Source organism: Zhongshania sp. (genome assembly GCF_041584495.1).
Classification (GTDB): domain Bacteria; phylum Pseudomonadota; class Gammaproteobacteria; order Pseudomonadales; family Spongiibacteraceae; genus Spongiibacter.
Genome location: NZ_JBFHDY010000009.1, coordinates 24,527 through 42,365, shown reverse-complemented (window position 1 = coordinate 42,365; position 17,839 = coordinate 24,527). Strand labels below are relative to the sequence as shown.

Genomic DNA, 17,839 nt, shown 5'->3' with positions numbered 1-17,839 from the left:
TGTGGTGTAAATCTAAAGTGGCAGCTGGAGATTAATACTGCCGCCCAGTTCATTGTTGCTAACATAGTTAAATTCGGCATGGATATGTAGTAGCTGGTCGAGGTTGTAATGCAGGCCAATTGAAGGGCTGTCGTCACCGTAGGGGTTGTTTAGCCAGCTGTAGCCCAACAAGAGTGTTATCCGTTGGCTGAGAGGAATAGCGCTCCTTAAGTTGTAAACGCGCTGGGCGGGCATTTCGCCGAAAGCGGCCTGTGGCGTGAGGTCGGCATCAAGTCGCCATGTCGCCCGCGTTGCTTGGTAGTCAATGCTGGCATTAACTTGGCTGCGTTGCTGGTAAACGGTGCCAATCGTGCTCTGCATTTCTTGCTGATAAATATCTTTTATTGCCAGGCCAAGTACCCATCTGTTTAGTTGATGCCTTATGCCAAGGTCGGCATTGAGCTGAAGGGTATGGTCGACATCGCGGCCGGAATCGAATAGTTTTTCTTCTTCGTATTCAGAAATAAGAATACTGCGCTCAATAAGGCTGATATTTTGAATTTTTGGGGTAATACCAAATTGGGTGTTGGCAAAACCATCAATGTTAAAACGGTAATTTAGGCCCAGGTAATTTGACCACAGCGCCGAGACCTCCATAGACGACTGTAATTCACCAAAGCTGAACAGGCCGACCAGCGTGGCAAAACGCAAGCGATTGGCGTCGTCTTCATCATAGTTAAAGCGTGCACTTCCGCTAAATTCTGAACCGCCAACAATATGCCAGGCTGGCGATGACGTGCTTAGGGTGAAATGACCGCCGGCGGCTAAGTTATTGGTGTCGTCCCCCATTTCTTCTAGGCGTTGTACTAGTTCGGCCTCATCGCCGGGTATCACCAAAATTCCCCTAGAGCGACCCTCTAAAGCACGGCCTTCGTCGTTGGCCTTCTTAAGGCTGTAAATTAGCTCGTCACTGTCATCAATGAAAATATAGCCGTCCATCTGCAATATGGTAGCGCTGATGTCGTCGCGAAGGTTAAGCGCCGCTGGGTTTTGCTGCACGGCGGCGAGTTGATACGGTGGCGTGGTCGCATGGGCGGCCAGGGAGAGGGGCTGTAGGCCAGCGACAAATAAGCAGGAATATAAATTGCGAAGTGATAATGGCAAAAGTGGGGCTCCATTCTTATTCGGGCCGTCTTTGCCCGCGCTGGACTTGGCCTAGGATACTGAATGGCAGAATAGTGTAGCGTATTCCCCCGAGCAAGCGCATTACGTTGATTTTGTGTAATATTCGACCGGGTGCTATCTCGCCATAAGGCGTGACTCCGGTGGGCGATAGGTGAGGTTTAACAAAATTTTGGCGACGGAAGTGGCTAATGGCCAGTGCAAAACCATTTGCAGCTGCCCATGGCGGCTAAATTTAGTGAGGCGCGTCAGTGGCAAGCTGCTAACACTGCGAGGCGGGCAATGACCCAGTGGGTCAGCGACACCCCGAAAATATGTGCTAATACTTGCTCCTCATACCAGCAATTGGGATTTCTTTATTATGGTGGGTGTGACGAGTGCTTTGGGCCGTCAAATTCGGTTTATGGGTAAGCCCAGTTATTTGTTGGGCCGTTGGGAATGTTATTGCGTTGGCTTGGCGTAGTCGCCAACATAATTTTGTCGCGCAAATGGCAGATGTGTTTGGCGAGACGCGATGGCGTGGTGTTGATTATCGTCTCGGAGGCCACTCGCAGTAAGGTCGCCCGCTGGAAGGGCGGCTACTATCACATTGCTGGGGCAGCGGGGGTGCCGATTGTTGCGACGGCTCTAGGTTACGCAAAACACCTTTCATTGTCCGCGCCGTATTTCCCCAGCGGAAGTTGTACGGAAGGTCAGCGCCAACCCCAGGAGTTTTACTGGCACATAACGGCGAAATACCTGCATTTGGATTGCAGTTGCCCAACTAAAATCTCGGCAAACTCTGCGAAGGCTCTCTAGCCGACGATGACTTTAGGCAATAATGCACTATTATTAAATATATGGGGAGTGACACTGCGTTCAGGGTTCATCTAAGTGAATTCCCCGGTTACTTAGCATAGGACTCCCTTGCTGTAACGGCATTGGAGGAGGTAATTTCCCAAATTCGTAAATTGCGCAATTGAGCGTGGCGTACACAGGCTCGGTTATATTATGGCTAATGAGTTTTTAAACAAGTTATTGGGGCCGGAAATGCCGCCCCATGGGCATTGCTATTTATGGAATGAAAATTTGGTTCGTCTTCATGTTATCAGTGATGTGCTGATAAGTTTGTCTTACTTCACTATTCCTGTTGCCCTCGTTTATTTAGTGCGAAAGCGCGATGACCTCAAGTTTAACTACATATTTGTGATGTTTGCGATTTTCATCTTTGCCTGCGGCGCCACCCATCTCGTCAACATCTTTAATGTTTGGTATGGCGCCTATTGGCTTAGTGGCGGTGTCAAGTTAATTACCGCTATTGCCTCGGTGGGCACGGCGATTGTGGTTTGGCCGCTGATTCCCAGGGCCCTGGCCATTCCTAGTAATGTGCAGCTTATTGCATTAAATCAACAGCTTAGAGAAGAGGTCGACGAAAATCGGCGCCAAAAGCAGCAGGTTGAACACTTAACGAAAGACCTCGAGGAATTGGTCGCGCAGCGAACTCAAGAGCTGGCAGAAACCCGCGTAATGAAGACCTTGTTGGAAAAGAATCATGCTTCATTGGAACGCTCTAATATCGCATTGGAGGAGTACGCCAAGGTAACGGCTCATGATATTAAAGAGCCGTTGCGCTCTATTTCGGTATTTGGTCAGCTATTGAATGAACGCTTAGGTGAAACTCTTCAAGAGGATGAGTCGAAGTGGCTGCAGACCATGGTTGGGACGACCCAACGCATGACTGAGATGATCGACGATTTACAACAGTACTGCGCCACCCAGTCGCTGGTGCCAGCTACGTCATTGGCCTTGGATGAGTATCTCGACCGCGCCGTTGTTGAGCATGGCGGTGACATGAAAAAATACGCCACCGAGCTGCATCGAAAGCCATTAGGCACGGTGAATATGTCGCCGACTCCGCTGTATCAATTGCTATCGAATCTGCTCGATAATGCGGTGAAATTTAGCCGCGATCAAAAGCCGCCGGTGGTGGAAATCGGCCCCGTGGACGATGCCGGCGAGGACGAGGTGGGGTTTTATATCCGCGATAATGGTATCGGCATTGCCAGTCATTATCAGTCCCGAGTATATGGCGTATTTGAACGCTTATACCGAGAGGGTGACTACGAGGGTACGGGCATCGGCTTGGCCATTTGTCGACGCATTCTTGATGAGTGTGACGGCCGCATTGATATTATTAGTGAGTTGGATAAAGGCTGTGAGTTCCGGGTGTATTTGCCCGCGGCATAGCCGTCATTAAGGCGTGCCGTCCCCGGGATCTTGCTTTGCCGCGGGCTGCATGCGGGAGAAAATGTGCTCGCTGGAGGCACCGTCGATTTGCCAGAGCGTTTTCGCAAGCTCGGCGCCCGTGCGGCGGCTGCGGTCAAGATGACGATTGAAGCGGCGGCAGTGGCGACAAAGGAGCAAATGCAGGCGAATATTAATGCGCTTCCAGCCGTGGTATTGGGCGTCGAGGTTATCGCTGGCGAGATCGGTAAACTGTTTGCAATTTAGCATTCGCCGGTCTCCTGGTAGTGGTTAATCGTCATCATTAATCGTAATCTCGCGCGGTGTAGTAGTACCCGCACATTGGCCTGGCTGATTGCCAGTGTGTCGGCAATTTCATTCAAATCGATTTGTTCAACATCGCGCAATAAAAACACCGCCTTCTGGTTTTCTGGTAACATCGTTAACGTGTGCTCTATACACTGGCGCAGCTGATCTTCCTGCAGCATTAACTCTGGGGTATTAATATCCCAGTGCGCGGGCGGGTTGCTCCAATGCCCACTGCTGTCAAAAGCGTCGGGGTCGACACCCTGACCAATATCACTGACATCACCATAACTGCTGTGGCGTTTTTCTCGGCGAAGTCGCGATTTGGCTTCATTGCTCACAATTTGAATCATCCAGGTCGACAGGCTGGAGCGCCCTTCAAATTTAGCAATGGCCTTGTAAATAGATGCCCAGGCTTCTTGGGTGACGTCCTCTGCAAACACGTCGCCAGCAATGGCCCGCGCGACGATCAGCAACTTGTTGTGGTAGCTGCTGATGAGCGATTTAAAGGCGCTATTGTCCCCAGACTGCAGGCGCGCAATAAATTCAGGATCATTGATAAGTTGTGACACAGAGGCTTCCAAACCCAGATTATGTTGCTAGTGTCACTGATCCCGAGGTGCTGGCGCAAGCAAGTCACCGCGTTTTCACTATAAAGCTGTGCTTGTCCCCATACTTATACCTTAGTTGCTTGCTCAAATTTGCGTTTCAACCAATAGTCCGCGCTGACATAGCGGCCGCCACCCATGGCCATTAAAGCCAGTAAAATGAATAAGTATGTTGCCGCGAACTCAATGCCGTTGTTAAGAATAACAATATTGCCACTGGATGTTAGCCAGTCGTAGTTGCCGTGCGCGTCCAGTAGTGAGCGAGCGGCGGCGAGCTTGTCTACGGACTCGGCGACTCTAGCATTGGCAAAGGGCGCGCTGGCATCGGCAATCGCCTGCCAGCCAAATTGCCAGTGCACGCTTAAGGCGGCAACGATCATCGTGACGGCGAGCGGAATGGCGATCCAGCGACTTGCGAGACCAAGCAGCAATAGACCCGCGCCCAGTACCTCGGTTGCGGTGGCGAGAAATGCCAGAACATAGGGAATGGGCAGTCCCAGGCCCCAGTCGCTATTGCCAAACCATTCTGCCGTTGCTGAAAAATTGGCCATTTTACTGCTGCCTGCCATCCAAAAAACTGGCACTAAGTAGAGACGTAGGCCTAAAGCTGGAATACCATCAAGATGCGCCAGCGTCGCGCCAAGTTTGTTGTGGGTGCGGTGGATATAGCGAAAAAAATCTATCATTAACAGAACTCCGTAGAAGAGGGCAATGCGGTACTCGCCGATCGATTGGCAATAAGACGCAGAGTACGCAAACTTGTTACAGGGTAGGCCGACAATTTATTTGCACTGGCTTTGTAACACTCGGTAACGAGACTTCTCTAATGGCGAGTGTCGTCATTGGACGGCCAATTTAAAATTTCATTTATTAAGGGTGACGACAATATGAAAAAAACTGCGATGACTGCTTTCAGCGCGGCGATGCTTGCTTCTTCAATGGCCTCTGTTGCGGTAGCTGATACCAACCCCTTTGCTGCCAAGGTAATGAGCGGTGGCTACCAGTTGGCCGACTACGCCAAAGACGCTGAGGGTAAGTGCGGCGCTGACAAAGCGAGCAAAGAAGGCAAGTGTGGCGAAGCGAAATGCGGCGCTGACAAAGCGGCCAAAGAAGGTAAATGTGGTGAAGCCAAATGCGGTGCCGATAAGGCCGCCAAAGAAGGCAAATGTGGCGAAGCGAAATGCGGCGCTAAAAAGTAATACCGTCCGCTGAGTGCTCGCCCAGCTGCTTGGTTTTGGGCTTGGTGAGCGCTGTCTCGTATCGATCTCGCTGGCCAATGGATCAAGGCCTCTTTATAGTGTGGCAGCTGGCAATATTGAGATCTGTCCTTGATTACTGTTTCTACGCCCAAAAAACAACTGCTCACTGGTCTGGCGCTATCCTTATTGACTGTGTTGCTGTCGAGCACCGTCGCGGCGGTAGGTAAACACGTCTCCCAAGAGGTCCATGTTTCCGCCATTGTTATGGTGCAGTACGGCCTGAGTTTCTTTTTTGCCCTACCGTCGATAATGCGGGCCGGGCGGGGAAGTTTGGTCACTCGTCGTCCTGGCTTGCACCTTGTGCGCGGTGTTAGTGGTTGCGCTTGCTTCTATTTGTTTTATCTCGCCCTCAGTCATATCTCCTTGGTGGAGGCGACCCTCCTGCGGGCTTCGGCCCCCTTAATGGTGCCAGTTGTTATTTTGCTATGGTTTAAACAGCGGGTAGGTCGCCATGCTTGGCCGCCGTTGCTCATTGGTTTTATTGGGGTGGTGCTGGTGTTAAAGCCAGGCTTTGTCGGATTCAGTGTCTGGCATGTACTGGCCTTGCTGTCAGCCTTGGGTTTAGCCGTGTCGATGATCAGTACCCGTGAGTTAATGCAGGGTGAGCCGCAAAACCGAATACTGTTTTACTATTTTTTGATCTCCGTCATTGTGAGCTTGCCCTTCTTTTTGTTTCATTATCAGCCAATTCCCCTGTCGGCATGGCCGGGCTTGGTGTATATGGGCGTGGTCATTTATTTGGGTTTTGTTCTTTATACCTTGGCATACCGCTATATATCGGCCTCGGTATCGGCGCCAATAAGCTATTTTGCGGTGGTTTTCAGTGGCGTTATAGATTGGTTGATATGGGATCATATTCCCGACCACCTAACCTTGGTCGGGATAATTTGCGTGGTGCTGGGTGGGGTGTTGGTATTGCGCAGCCCGCCAGAGCCTACGTCGACGGATACAGCGGGGCTAAAGGCACGCTAGCGGCATTGTCGTGGGGTTTTGTGGCGCGTAGTCTTTTTACCGTATCTAGCAGCGCCTTGGCGTCAATTTCTGCATCGCGACCAGCGAAAAGCTGGGCGTCCAAGGCTTGGCAATAGTGTTCAAGCTCCTTGGCGCGTGCGCCTAACTGGCTAAGGCTTAGGGCTTGTTGGTAATAGCATTGCCCCCAGTTTACTAGTGCGCCGCGCAGGCTGTTGGCGTCAGTATTTTCTTGGACGCACTTTTTGAGTTTACTGAATGCGGCCGCCTCACTCTCGTTTTCCGGTTTTACTCTGACGTTATTTTTGGCGTTTAGCATTCCGTTGCGGCTACGCAGCCATGCTAGAGCAAAACCAATATTACTCAGGCTCAGTGCTGCAATGACGACCCAAAGCAGGGCATTGGTCGTTGCTTGTTCGGGGCTGGTGGTTGCCAAGGTATTTTCGGCAGGGTTTGTGGTCAGGGTTTGATTTGATGCTGAATTGCTTGTGCTGAGCGGCGTGGAATTTACATTGTTCATCATGCCGGGCGCAACGGTGATGCGGCGCTCTGGCAGCACTGCCACTTCGGCCTTATTGGTGGTGGTATTCCACCAGGGGATGCGCACTTCGGGTAACACTAGCTCACCAGCCGCGGTCGGAATAATTGCGACGGACTCACTGCGCACGCCGCTCCACTCTGACTGCTCATCGCCTTGGTCAATTTTGGCTTGATCTGGGTAGAGCTTGGCCTTGTTTAGGGTATAGGTCGGCAGTGCAGGCAACTGCGAGCCGAGTAAACCTTTGGCCTGAATATGCACTGTACGAGTAATGGAGTCGCCTATTTGGATGCTGTTGGGATCTTTACTCCAGGTGTCGGCAAGTACCAGTTTCTTGGCAGGCAACCACACCGCACCCTTAAATTCTGCTGGCGGTGGCTTAATATTGAGGTGGTGCGCTTGGCTGCGTTTTACCACCAAACGGCCGGGGTCGAGCATTGATGGGCGGTAGCCCTCTACTCGCGCCTGCAAGGTTAGCGCAGGAATGCTTAGCTCGCCGCTGGTTTGTGGGTAAATGGAATAGTGGCGCTCAATCACTTGGTAGTAACGGCCATCGACGAGGGTTTGGTAGCGCTGTTCGCCAGTGGCTTCCACCACGGCATTCTCCACTTCGGGCGCCTCAAGAGAAGCGTCTAAAAAATTAATAGAGGTAAATATTTTAACGGTGTATTGCAGCTCCGCCTGCACATAAGCAGAGCGGGGCGTGACGTCGGACTCTAAATACACACTGTCACCATTGGCGCCGCGAGTCTGGCGGTTGGCCTTGTCGACGGAAATGGTCAACGCCCGGGTCTGAAACTGGCCCATTGGAATGGCGGGGATGGTTAGCGTGCCTTCGCGTTTTGGGGCAAGCGTGTAATCCCATTGACGGCTGCTGTTGACCTTGCCGTTGATAATATTTGTGCGGCTACTTTGCTGGCGATTAATAATATGAAAGTCTTTTTCTAGCGCGCTGACATCGGGTTCGCCAGAAAATAAAATACTGTCGGCGACCAGTGACAGCGTAAAGGTTTCTTCGCTAGAAATTTGTTGCCGATCTACGCTGGCGCGAACATTAGTTTTGGCTAAGGCGCTGGGTACCCAGCAGAGCAGGCTTAGCAGCAATATGCCAAGAGTGGCGGCTTCTAATTGGCGAAAGCCAAATTGATGAACATGCATGCTTGTGCCTGTATTCATTTTGTTCAGGGCAACTAGGCCGTGCTTAATAGGGCGCATAATTCTCTCGCTCAATTTGATTGCCACGTTGTTGACGTATTTGTTGCTGGTACTGAAATTTATTGCGCAGTAGATTGCCGGGGTTATCGGGAATCTTACGCAGCCACTGTTCTTTGGATTGGTCTTCTTCGCTCAGCGGTTGTTGGCTTTCAGCAAGCGCAGTTTGCTCGCTTTTGTCATCTGGGCTGGCGTCGTTGTTTTGCTCGGCCGCCACAGATTGTTGCTCAGCAGCTTGCTTGGCGTAGTCCTCTGCTAATTCGGTTTGGCGCTGTTGGGCGCCCTGCTGTTCTTTTTGCGCCTTCTCTTGCTCGGCGCTGGACTCGCTTTGCTCCTGCGGTGAGGAATTGAGCTGCTCCTGATTTGGCTGCGTCTGGCCCTCGTTTTGGTCATTGGCATTTTGTTGTTCGGATTGATCTTGATCCGATTGCGGCTGACCTTGCTCGCCCTGTTGCTCTTGATCAGAGTGCTGTTGCTGCCCGTCTTGGCCCTGTTGATTTGCTTGCTCAGACGACGGGGATTGCGGGTCTTTGTCCTCCTTGTCGCCGCCGCCAGACTGGTCTTGGTTTTGCTGCTGTTGTTTTTTCAGGTCTTCGAGTATTTTTTTATTGCGTAGGGCGTCACTCATGTCAGGCTCTTGCTTTAGCGCTTCGTTGTAGGCCGCGATGGCGTCGTCTAATTTGCCGGCTTTGGCTAGGGCATTGCCGCGATTATAGGCGGCGTCGCTACCGGGAAGTTTGGCGTAGCTTTCGGCTGCAGCGGCATACTCGCCCGCCCGATACTGGGCGCTGGCTTTCCACGCGGGGTCTTTAAATTGTTCGGCTGCCGCTGCCGGATCGCTGTCTAATAAGGCGGCGCCGCGTTGGTCTGGGGTTTGCCACAGGGCGTCGAATTCAACGGCATTGGCCTGCGGAGTTTGGCCCAGCAACAATAGTGGCAGTAAGAGACTGGGCAGCCAGCTGCGCCGAAAGCCGAGTAAGGCCAGTGGCAGTAGTAATAAGGCCAGCCAGCCGCCGGCGTCTTTCCATTGATCAAAGTGGCGATCTGATGATTTGCCGGGCGGGGCTTGGCTGTTCTCGGCCAAGCTCGCGGCGCCTAGGTTTAAGGCGCGAATATCGCTGTCGTCTAAGCTGAGCTCCCGATACTCGCCGCCACCGGCGCTAGCAAGGGCTTTCAATTCTTTGCTGCTCAGCGCGGGAACAATGATATTGCCACTACTATCTTTGGCAAAGCCGCCATCAGGTAGGGGAATGGGGGCGCCGTCGCGACTGCCAACAGCGAGCACAGAGAGCGTGTAAGGGCTGTCTTTGAGGAAGCTTTTTAAGCCTTTAAGTTGCGCTTTATTAACACCGTCAGTTATTAATAAAATTTTGCCATTACCGCCGCTTTGATCCAATAAGTCCTTGGCCTGTATTAGCCCTGCCAAGGGGTTGCTGCCGGTTTGCGGCATCATTCCGGGGTGTAGGCCGGGGATCAGCGTGAGCAAGGTGTTGACGTCGTCAGTAAGTGGGGCGACCACAAACGCGTCCGCAGCAAATACCACCAAGCCAGTTTGGCCGTCTTGCCGAAGCTGCAGTAGGTCTCGAAGTTTAAACCGGGCTTGGCGAATCCGCGACGGCTGAATATCTTCGGCGAGCATCGACGGTGATAAATCCAATACCACCACCAGGCCTTCATTGTTCTTGTAGAGCGGTGTGGGTGCTTGTTGCCATGCGGGGCCGAGCAGTGCCAGCCAAGCGAGTAGCGCCGCCAAGAGTAATAGCGCGATGGAGCGCGCCGGTTTGTCGCGGCGTTGACCGTCGAGCAAATAGGGCAGCAGACTAGGGTCAATATGCTTGTGCCAGGCCCCTTGTTGACGACTTTGACGGGCCAGAAGCAGCGCCGCAATGAGCAGCGGAATAATGGTCCACAGTAAGTCGGGACGAATCCAGTGCAGGCTGGGCAGGTTCATTGCGCGGCCTCATTGTTTGTGTCGGCGGCATTGCTGCGCACAGGCAGCACAGGCAAATTCCGGCCAAGGGCCAATAGTAGCCAAAGACCGCCGGCGGCCAATAGCGGCCAGTGCAAGAGCGAGCGCTCAGGCCTGAGCATTTCCTGTTCTTGCTCCACCGGTTCTAAGGCGGCAATGGCCGCATAAGCAGCTTGCAGTTCGGCAGGATTGCGAGCGCGGTAATAGGCGCCGCCGGTGGTGTCGGCAATGCTTTGTAAGGTGTCTTCGTCGAGATCGGCGGAGGGGTTAACGGTGCGGGCGCCAAAGTTGCTGCCGAAAATGCCCGGCACGCGCATCTCTGTGGCGCCAACGCCAATAGTGTAAATTTTAATTTTTTCAGCGGCGGCTAATTTGCTGGCTTCGAGGGGTTTTAAATTGCTGGCGGTGTCGGCGCCGTCAGTGAGCAAGACCACTACGCGGCTATTTTCTGGCCGCTCGCGCAGGCGTTTTATGGCAAAGCCAATCGCATCGCCAATGGCCGTTTGTTTACCGGCAAAGCCGACCTGAGCCTCGTTCATTAAGGTGTTAACCGTGTTTAGGTCGAAGGTTAGCGGCGACTGAATATAGGGTTGTGAGCCAAATAAAATCAGGCCGAGTTTATCGCCTTGACGCTGCTCCACAAATTGGTTTACAACGGCCTTTACCACCGTGAGGCGGGGTAGGGCCTCGTCTTGGATGATCATGTCTTCCTGGGACATTGAGCCAGAAATATCCACGGCGAGCATTAAATCGCGGCCATTGGTGGGCATGGCAACAGCGTCGCCAATCCAGATGGGTCTGGCGCAGGCGCCGAGCAGGGCCAGCCACAGCAAACTGAGGAGCAGTAAATGAAATTTATTGCCGCTGACGGCAGGGGTGTTTTGTTCGCCACTTAGGCTGCGCAGTTGGGCAAAAAACGGTACCCGCAGTGCGGCGCCGCTGGCGCGGTTCTGGGCTTTTGATAGCCAGCGCACCAGTATGGGCAGCGGTAGCAGAACAAATATCCATGGCCATTGAAACTCAAACATACTTGCTCCGGTGACGGCGAATCCACAGCCGCGCTTGCTCTAAAAGCTGCTGACGGTCTAGCGCAGGGCATTGACTTTGGTAGGCGGCGGCGACAAGTGCGTCGAGCGTGGTATTGGTAAACGCGGGCTTGGCGCCGCAGCTATTGAGCAAAAAATTCCGCCATTGCTCACCGCTTAGCCCCGCTATTGTAGGCGCAGACGAGCTTGCCGACTGACAGTGAATAGCCACTCGGCGTAATAGTTGGTTGAGTTGGCGAGCAAATTCGGCATCGTCGGCGATAGCCTGAATACGCGTTAATTCTAATTGGGCTGCGCGGCGGTAAGCACTGCGCTGGTGATAGCGCCGCCATAGCCAAAAACCAGTGGCAATGAGGCCAATGGCTAAAATCATTAACGCCCACCAGCCGGGCGCCCAGGGAAAGCTAGGCACCGCTGGCGGAAGATGGATATCCGCTAGCAGGTCTAGGGGGGTTGCGCCGCCTGGCGGCATTGTTGGGTTTGGCGTATTCATTTGCCCATCATGCCTCGCTGTAAAAGATCAAAAAACGGCGCGTCGGTTGTTAGGGCAATGTGATGAATACCGGCGCGGCGAAAGCTGGTCTTTAAGGCGACGTGGCGTGCTTCTCTGCGGTCGTGAAACTGTTTACGGATACCAGAGTTAAGCATCAGTTGCAGGCGCTCACGGCCATTGCTTACCGGGTACATGCCAGAGCTTGGCAGATTTTCTTCTAGTGGGTCGCTGATGGTAATCGCGATGACATCGTTGTGGCGTGCGATTAAATGCAGTTGCCGCTCGGCGTCTTGATCGAAACCGTTAAAGTCGCTGACCACGTAGACTGTTGAGCCGGGCCGAGTAATGCGCCGCAATTCTTCGAAGGCGGTGGCGAGGCTTTGCGGCGGTGCAATACTGTCGTCAGCGCTGGCTGCGGTGGCAGCCAGTTGCTGATTGTAGTCGACGGCGGTGTGAATGAAGTTCAATACCGCGCGGTGGCTGCGCCGAGGCCGAACTTCCCGGTGCCCGCTGTCGGTAAATACCAAGCCGCCAACCCGGTCGTTATTGTCTAGCCCCGCCCAGGCGAGGGTGGCGGCAACATGGCAGGCGAGTACCGATTTAAAACAGTGGCGACTGCCAAAGAACATGGCGTGGCGCTGGTCTAAGCAGAGCACTACTGGGCGCTCCTTTTCTTCTTCAAAAATCTTGGTGTGCGCTTTCGCGGTGCGGGCGGTGACTCGCCAGTCGATGTGGCGAATTTCATCGCCACCCTGATATTCGCGTACATGGTGAAAGGCAAGGCCGCGGCCTTTGACCGGCGAGGTGTGGCTGCCGCTCTGCTTGGCAAAATGCCGCCGCTTGGGGGTGGCGCGCAATTGCGCACCGGCAAAACGGGTGTGGATCAGTGTTTGTTGATCCACAATGGCGCCCCGTACTGGTGCGTTAAAATTGCCCCGTGGCAAGCCGCTCATGCCACCGGCACCACCTGCAAGAGGCGGTCGATAATGTGGTCTTTGCGAATGCCGTCGGCCTCGGCTGCAAAGCTGAGAATTAGGCGATGGCGCAACACGTCGTGGGCAATAGCTTGGACGTCGTCGGGGCTGACGTAGTCGCGGTCGTTGAGCCAAGCGTGGGCGCGAGCGCAGCGGTCGAGGGCAATGGTGGCGCGGGGGCTGGCGCCCACTTCTAGCCAGCTCGCCAATTCCGTGTCGAGGCGAGCGGGTTCGCGGCTGGCAATCACCAGCTGCACTATGTATTCCTCAACGGCTTCGGCCATGTGCAAGTTGAGAATTTGTTCCCGCGCTGCGAATAAGATGTCTTGGCTCAGTGGCGCGGGCTGGTGAATCTCACCCTTGGCTTCGGCGCGCACCCGGCGCAGGATTTCCAACTCCGCCGCGGCGTCGGGGTAGGCGACATTGACGTGCATTAAGAAGCGGTCGAGTTGGGCTTCAGGCAGGGGGTAGGTGCCTTCTTGCTCTAAGGGGTTTTGGGTCGCCATAACCAAGAACAGCGGTGGGAGTTGCAGTGTGTTGCTGCCCACGCTGACTTGGCGTTCGGCCATGGCTTCGAGTAGCGCCGACTGCACTTTGGCGGGGGCGCGGTTAATTTCGTCAGCCAATACTAAATTATGAAAAACTGGGCCGGGCTGAAATTCAAAGACGCCGGTCTCTGGCCGGTAAATATCGCTACCGGTGACATCGCCAGGAAGTAAGTCGGGGGTGAACTGAATACGTTGAAAACTCGCGGCAATGCCGTCTGACAAAGTTTTTATTGCCTTGGTCTTGGCTAAGCCAGGTGCACCTTCGACCAGTAAATGGCCGTCGGCCAAGAGGGCGATGAGCAGGCGGTCGACTAGGCTTTGCTGGCCGATAATCTGCGAAGTCAGCCAGTTGCGTAACTGGCCAATAGCGTTTTTTTCCGTCATTGCGGGCGGTCCCTTAGCAAGCGAGTGTGGTGTTGCCGATATGTGACACTAGAAATGGGGATTTGATCGCTTATTTCAAGACCAAATTGGGATTAAGTCTCATTAGCCTGGCGCTGCATGGCGTGATCCAGTTGAGAAAAGGACGCCTCCAAGCAGCGGCGATAAAGCGCTGGGTCTTCTAGGGTTTTGGGGCTGCTAAGGACTGATAGGTTAAGGACGCCGTTGTAACTCATGGCAACATGAAATAAGCCGACGTGATCGATGATTAAGCCAAGGCCAAGCATGTCGACAAGTTTGGCGTCATTAAAGTACAGCGGTATGGGTGGTCCAGGGACATTGCTGATAAAGGTGCAGGCAGGCAAGGGAAGACCGCCAGGCCAGTAGGCGAGGGCCGACAGGGCGCGCAGCGCCGCCGCTTCCAGGCTGCTGGGCAGCACGCGAAAAATATTGCTCAAGCTATTGCGGCCAATATTGTCATTGCGCTTTTTGGCCGAGGTGGCGGCGTCGCGTACCGCCACTAAACGTTGCAGCGGATCTTCGATGTCGGTGCGCAGATTGCTAATCAGCATGCTGATGGCATTGCCGCAGTTGTTGAGATCTTTGCTGCGCACGTTCACTGGAACAAGGGATGCCAGCGGGTTATCTGGTAGCGCATTGCGTTGAATGAGGTAGCTGCGCAGCGCGCCGCCGACAATGCAGAGAATGACATGGTTCACAGTGGTGCGTGGGAAAGCACGGCGAATGGCGCGCAGGCGTGAAAAGTCGAAGCGCACCACAAACACCTGACGCTGGGCGTCGATGCGGGTATTAAATGGCGATTTCTGCCAACTGACCCCAGGTGTGTGGTCGCTGCCGTGTTCTTGTATTCCTTGACGGAGCTTGGGTAAAAGTTGACGAGCTTGGCGAAACAGTTGCAGCGGCTTATGCAGATTATTCTTATACGCATTAAGGCTTACCGTCCACTGGGATGGTGGGGTTTCACCGGTCCAGGTGTCGGGGCGTGCGCCGGGTTTAAACGCAAGCGGTTCTATGCCGTGCAGCGCGGCGAGGATGTCGGTGCCGGAGACGCCATCCAAGGCGGCGTGATGCACTTTCATATAAATGCCAAAGCTACCTTTGCTGTAATTTGTTAGTCGGCCTAAGCCGTGAATCACATGGGCTTCCCACAACGGGCGGCTCATGTCCATTGGCTGGGCGTGGAGTGTGGTAATAAGGGTGTGGAAATTCGCTTCGCTACTTTTGGCGGTTAACTCGTGGCTGTGGATATGATTATCGAGATTGAAGGTTTCATCTTCAAGCCAATACGGTTGATCAAGATTGTAGGGGACGGTTAGCAGGCGGCGTCGAAATACCGGCGATACCGATAGGCGTTGTTCAATGGTATTGCGGACTTCCTGTAGGAGAAATTTTTTGTGCTTGGTGGTTTGCGGGGTGTATACCATGAGCGCGGCAATATGCATGGGGGCATGCTGACGTTCATTATGGGCGAAGAGGGCATCGAGACCATTGAGTTGCTGCATTGAGAATCCATCCATTATTGTGTGCAAGCACGCCTTGTTATTGCGCGGTGCGCAGGCGTTGGTCGCCAGAATACAGGCAGAAAGTGACGGTGCTGTTGCGCTGCAAACGCTGGACTGGCTGTCATTAACATTAGTCCTTAAATGACAGCAATAACTGGGCCACTTTCAATGTGATCTGGCACTAAAGTTTGGTGGCTAATGACGCGTATGCAGACGTCGGCCGTGAGCGCGCGCTGTTCAAGTTTGGCGGCGCGCTCCCGACCGGCCCTGCTGGCGCGGTAGAGGTGGGGGGTCATGATTAGCAGTTGTTCAAATAACTCGGCGCTGAGTATTGGCGTGCTAAAGCTAAGCGCGGTTTCGCTGCTCTGCTGCCACTGTGCGTTGATGCCTGCAGCCAAGCTTGCTGGGGGCGAACGCCTGATCTCGTCGTAAATTTGCTGGCGCAGCTCGATCAAATGCTCGGGGCCGGGGTCGACCATAATAATATGACCGCCAGGCTTAACGACTCGCTGAAACTCGCTAAACACGGGAAAGCCAAAGGTGCAGAGCAGGATATCTTGGCTGTTGTCGGGCAGTGGAATTTGTCGGTTGCTCGCCACCAGTCCATTGATACCCGCATTGCGAATGCGGGCGGCGCGCACCGCCCATTTGGAAATGTCTAAGCCGGTGGCGGTGAGCGCAAGTTCAGCTTGGGCGGCGAGCAAGCTGTTGCAAACCGTGTTGAGGTAATAGCCCTCGCCGCAGCCAGCGTCGAGAATGGCAAGGTCATTACGGCCTTTGCATAAATCGGCAACCGTCGTGGCGAGTGCTTGGGCAAGGGGGGCGTAGGCGCCGCTATCCAGAAATTGACGGCGGGCCTGAATCATTATTTGACTGTCGCCGGGGTCTAGGGATTTTTTGTTCTGTACCGGCAGTAAATTAACATAGCCCTGCTTGGCAATATCGAAGCAGTGATTATTGCTGCAGCGCCAAGTTTTACCGTCGCGGTGTAATGGATATTGCTCTAAGGGGCAGAGCATGTGTTCTAGGGCGAGCAGGGGCATGGCTGGTCCAAGTTGAGGTGAGGTGGCAGAACAAACGCAGCGGGCTAACCCCAGCCGCTTGTTCGCTATTATGTCACTTTGCCGAGGTCGATGAGGTGATTTTTCTTAATCGGCCGCGACGGCGCGGGTTTGGCACCAGGCACGGAGGGCATCGAGCTGCTCGCTCATGGTCACTGATAGGGGTACGGTTGCGTCGATTTCGGCAATGATATGGGCGGTGCACAGCTCTTCATTGCGGGCCTTGGCGGAGTAACGAGCGGCGACAATTGCCTGTTCTATTTCGGCGCCGGTAAAACCAGCGCTGGCGGCGCTGAGCTCGGCGCAGCGGAAATTGGCCAAGGGGTAGCTGCGCTTTTCAAGGTGAATGGCAAAGATCTGTTGGCGGACTTGCTCCGAGGGTAGGTCGACAAAGAACACCTCGTCGAGACGGCCTTTGCGTATTAATTCAGGTGGCAGGCGCTGAATATTATTGGCGGTGGCAACAATAAATACGGCGTGTTGGCGTTCTGCCATCCAAGTGAGGAGAGTGGCTAAAATCCGCTTGGAGGTGCCGCCGTCGTGGTCATCGCTGCCAATGCCTTTTTCAATTTCGTCTATCCACAATACGCAGGGCGCCATGGTTTCGGCCAGTGTTAAGGCCTCGCGAACATTGCGTTCAGACTCGCCAAAAAATTTATTGTAGAGCGCCCCCATGTCCATGCGTAATAGCGGCATGCCCCATAAGCCGGCGACCGCCTTAGCGGCCAGACTTTTGCCGCCGCCCTGCACGCCCACCATCATAATGCCCTTGGGGGAGTCGGCGCCGCCCTGCTGAAAGGCCTGTTCGCGTTTGCCCAGCCAGTCCTTCAGCTTGCTTAAGCCGCCGACATTGGCAAAGTTTTCGGTGTCGTATTCAAAACTGAGCACACCGTCCATGTCGAGTAGCTCGAATTTGGCCTTATTGACGCTGCTAAGGTCGGAATGGGTAATGGCGCCGTCTTGAATAATGGCACCGCGAGCGAGCTTGCGGGCGTCTTCCAAGGGCAGCCCGCGCAAATTGTTGATCAGCTTGTCTAGCGCGTCGCGGTCGGTTTTAACTTTGCGGCCGGTGGTGTTACTGAAGTTTTGTGCTTCTTTGTAAATGGCGGCGCGGAGCTTGTGGTCCTCGGGCATCGACAGGTTAAAGCGGGCGCTGTGACGTTTGAATTCGCTGGGAATATTGAAGGCGTGGCTGATAAACACCAAGCTCTTGCCACTGTCTTCGGCTTGCATGGCAATTTCTTTGATTAAGCGAATATTGCGAGGCTCGTCGCTGAGGTAGGGGTGAAAGTCACACAGGGCGTATAGCCCGGCACTGTCGGTGCTGCGAATATGTTTTAGCGCGGCCTCGGGTTCGGCGGTGAGCGGCTGATTGGGCGCCAGATCAAAATCGGCGCGGCGTAGGCCGTCGGTCACCGACCACGAGAACACCGGCAGGCCCTGCTGAATACCGAGCTTAGTCAGCAGCGACAGGGCGCGGCGCTCCTCCCAGGTTTCAATGATAATTACGGGGATTCGTGATTCGATAATTAGGCGGAGATCGTGACTGTCATTCATGCCTGCGAGCT

At 54.0% G+C, this 17,839-nt stretch carries 17 protein-coding genes; 5 read left to right on the top strand and 12 right to left on the bottom strand.

Annotated elements, in window-relative coordinates; all coding sequences use genetic code 11:
• Positions 1-12: 12 nt before the first annotated feature.
• Positions 13-1,143: a conjugal transfer protein TraF gene (traF, locus tag ABYP33_RS03130; protein WP_373088307.1), complete on the bottom strand. Its 1,131-nt coding sequence runs from the start codon at positions 1,141-1,143 to the stop codon at positions 13-15.
• A 456-nt stretch (positions 1,144-1,599) separates the two neighbouring features.
• Here traF and ABYP33_RS03125 point away from each other — a divergent pair, with 456 nt between their 5' ends.
• The 3 genes from ABYP33_RS03125 to ABYP33_RS03115 all read left to right on the top strand — a co-directional run bounded on the left by ABYP33_RS03125 (position 1,600) and on the right by ABYP33_RS03115 (position 3,651).
• Positions 1,600-1,959 (top strand): hypothetical protein, encoded by a 360-nt coding sequence (locus ABYP33_RS03125; RefSeq protein WP_373088305.1) that lies wholly within the window; start codon positions 1,600-1,602, stop codon positions 1,957-1,959.
• 192 nt (positions 1,960-2,151) lie between these two features.
• Complete coding sequence (locus ABYP33_RS03120; protein WP_373088302.1) at positions 2,152-3,387, top strand: ATP-binding protein; 1,236 nt, start codon at positions 2,152-2,154, stop codon at positions 3,385-3,387.
• A gap of 63 nt (positions 3,388-3,450) precedes the next feature.
• Positions 3,451-3,651: a hypothetical protein gene (locus tag ABYP33_RS03115; RefSeq protein WP_373088299.1), complete on the top strand. Its 201-nt coding sequence runs from the start codon at positions 3,451-3,453 to the stop codon at positions 3,649-3,651.
• On the opposite strand, the gene ABYP33_RS03110 is transcribed toward ABYP33_RS03115, so the two are convergent.
• Positions 3,648-4,262, bottom strand: a complete 615-nt coding sequence (locus ABYP33_RS03110; RefSeq protein WP_373088297.1) for an RNA polymerase sigma factor — start codon at positions 4,260-4,262, stop codon at positions 3,648-3,650. The genes ABYP33_RS03115 and ABYP33_RS03110 overlap by 4 nt on opposite strands.
• 104 nt (positions 4,263-4,366) lie before the next feature.
• Positions 4,367-4,984 (bottom strand): DoxX family protein, encoded by a 618-nt coding sequence (locus tag ABYP33_RS03105; protein WP_373088294.1) that lies wholly within the window; start codon positions 4,982-4,984, stop codon positions 4,367-4,369.
• Positions 4,985-5,185: 201 nt separating this feature from the next.
• Here ABYP33_RS03105 and ABYP33_RS03100 point away from each other — a divergent pair, with 201 nt between their 5' ends.
• Both ABYP33_RS03100 and ABYP33_RS03095 read left to right on the top strand, forming a co-directional pair.
• On the top strand, positions 5,186-5,497 hold the full coding sequence (locus ABYP33_RS03100; RefSeq protein WP_373088292.1) for a hypothetical protein: 312 nt from the start codon (positions 5,186-5,188) through the stop codon (positions 5,495-5,497).
• Between the two features lie 129 nt (positions 5,498-5,626).
• Entirely contained in the window at positions 5,627-6,529 is a 903-nt protein-coding gene (locus tag ABYP33_RS03095; protein ID WP_373088290.1) for a DMT family transporter, read from the top strand.
• On the opposite strand, the gene ABYP33_RS03090 is transcribed toward ABYP33_RS03095, so the two are convergent.
• The 9 genes from ABYP33_RS03090 to ABYP33_RS03050 all read right to left on the bottom strand — a co-directional run bounded on the left by ABYP33_RS03090 (position 6,492) and on the right by ABYP33_RS03050 (position 17,828).
• Positions 6,492-8,279: a BatD family protein gene (locus ABYP33_RS03090; RefSeq protein WP_373088287.1), complete on the bottom strand. Its 1,788-nt coding sequence runs from the start codon at positions 8,277-8,279 to the stop codon at positions 6,492-6,494. The genes ABYP33_RS03095 and ABYP33_RS03090 overlap by 38 nt on opposite strands.
• Positions 8,266-10,227, bottom strand: coding sequence for a VWA domain-containing protein (locus ABYP33_RS03085; protein WP_373088285.1), 1,962 nt, complete (start codon positions 10,225-10,227; stop codon positions 8,266-8,268). Before ABYP33_RS03085 ends, ABYP33_RS03090 begins: the two co-directional genes overlap by 14 nt.
• Entirely contained in the window at positions 10,224-11,273 is a 1,050-nt protein-coding gene (locus tag ABYP33_RS03080; protein ID WP_373088282.1) for a VWA domain-containing protein, read from the bottom strand. The genes ABYP33_RS03085 and ABYP33_RS03080 overlap by 4 nt, the downstream gene beginning before the upstream one ends.
• Positions 11,266-11,784: a DUF4381 domain-containing protein gene (locus ABYP33_RS03075; protein WP_373088280.1), complete on the bottom strand. Its 519-nt coding sequence runs from the start codon at positions 11,782-11,784 to the stop codon at positions 11,266-11,268. The genes ABYP33_RS03080 and ABYP33_RS03075 overlap by 8 nt, the downstream gene beginning before the upstream one ends.
• Positions 11,781-12,737: a DUF58 domain-containing protein gene (locus tag ABYP33_RS03070; RefSeq protein WP_373088278.1), complete on the bottom strand. Its 957-nt coding sequence runs from the start codon at positions 12,735-12,737 to the stop codon at positions 11,781-11,783. Before ABYP33_RS03070 ends, ABYP33_RS03075 begins: the two co-directional genes overlap by 4 nt.
• Entirely contained in the window at positions 12,734-13,690 is a 957-nt protein-coding gene (locus ABYP33_RS03065; RefSeq protein ID WP_373088276.1) for an AAA family ATPase, read from the bottom strand. The genes ABYP33_RS03070 and ABYP33_RS03065 overlap by 4 nt, the downstream gene beginning before the upstream one ends.
• Positions 13,691-13,782: 92 nt before the next feature.
• Entirely contained in the window at positions 13,783-15,210 is a 1,428-nt protein-coding gene (locus ABYP33_RS03060) for a wax ester/triacylglycerol synthase family O-acyltransferase (RefSeq protein ID WP_373088274.1), read from the bottom strand.
• Positions 15,211-15,347: 137 nt separating this feature from the next.
• Positions 15,348-16,253 carry a putative RNA methyltransferase gene (locus tag ABYP33_RS03055; protein WP_373088272.1) on the bottom strand — a complete coding sequence of 302 codons (906 nt, stop codon included), beginning with the start codon at positions 16,251-16,253 and terminating at the stop codon, positions 15,348-15,350.
• 105 nt (positions 16,254-16,358) lie between these two features.
• On the bottom strand, positions 16,359-17,828 hold the full coding sequence (locus tag ABYP33_RS03050; protein WP_373088269.1) for an AAA family ATPase: 1,470 nt from the start codon (positions 17,826-17,828) through the stop codon (positions 16,359-16,361).
• Positions 17,829-17,839 lie beyond the last annotated feature (11 nt).

What these genes read in the sequence shown, in the direction of transcription:
- ABYP33_RS03125 (WP_373088305.1), top strand. Translation starts at nt 1,600, where the DNA reads ATGTTATTGCGTTGGCTTGGCGTAGTCGCCAACATAATTTTGTCGCGC.
- ABYP33_RS03120 (WP_373088302.1), top strand. Translation starts at nt 2,152, where the DNA reads ATGGCTAATGAGTTTTTAAACAAGTTATTGGGGCCGGAAATGCCGCCC.
- ABYP33_RS03105 (WP_373088294.1), bottom strand. Translation starts at nt 4,984, where the DNA reads ATGATAGATTTTTTTCGCTATATCCACCGCACCCACAACAAACTTGGC.
- ABYP33_RS03100 (WP_373088292.1), top strand. Translation starts at nt 5,186, where the DNA reads ATGAAAAAAACTGCGATGACTGCTTTCAGCGCGGCGATGCTTGCTTCT.
- ABYP33_RS03090 (WP_373088287.1), bottom strand. Translation starts at nt 8,279, where the DNA reads ATGCGCCCTATTAAGCACGGCCTAGTTGCCCTGAACAAAATGAATACA.
- ABYP33_RS03085 (WP_373088285.1), bottom strand. Translation starts at nt 10,227, where the DNA reads ATGAACCTGCCCAGCCTGCACTGGATTCGTCCCGACTTACTGTGGACC.
- ABYP33_RS03080 (WP_373088282.1), bottom strand. Translation starts at nt 11,273, where the DNA reads ATGTTTGAGTTTCAATGGCCATGGATATTTGTTCTGCTACCGCTGCCC.
- ABYP33_RS03075 (WP_373088280.1), bottom strand. Translation starts at nt 11,784, where the DNA reads ATGAATACGCCAAACCCAACAATGCCGCCAGGCGGCGCAACCCCCCTA.
- ABYP33_RS03070 (WP_373088278.1), bottom strand. Translation starts at nt 12,737, where the DNA reads ATGAGCGGCTTGCCACGGGGCAATTTTAACGCACCAGTACGGGGCGCC.
- ABYP33_RS03065 (WP_373088276.1), bottom strand. Translation starts at nt 13,690, where the DNA reads ATGACGGAAAAAAACGCTATTGGCCAGTTACGCAACTGGCTGACTTCG.
- ABYP33_RS03060 (WP_373088274.1), bottom strand. Translation starts at nt 15,210, where the DNA reads ATGCAGCAACTCAATGGTCTCGATGCCCTCTTCGCCCATAATGAACGT.
- ABYP33_RS03055 (WP_373088272.1), bottom strand. Translation starts at nt 16,253, where the DNA reads ATGCCCCTGCTCGCCCTAGAACACATGCTCTGCCCCTTAGAGCAATAT.
- ABYP33_RS03050 (WP_373088269.1), bottom strand. Translation starts at nt 17,828, where the DNA reads ATGAATGACAGTCACGATCTCCGCCTAATTATCGAATCACGAATCCCC.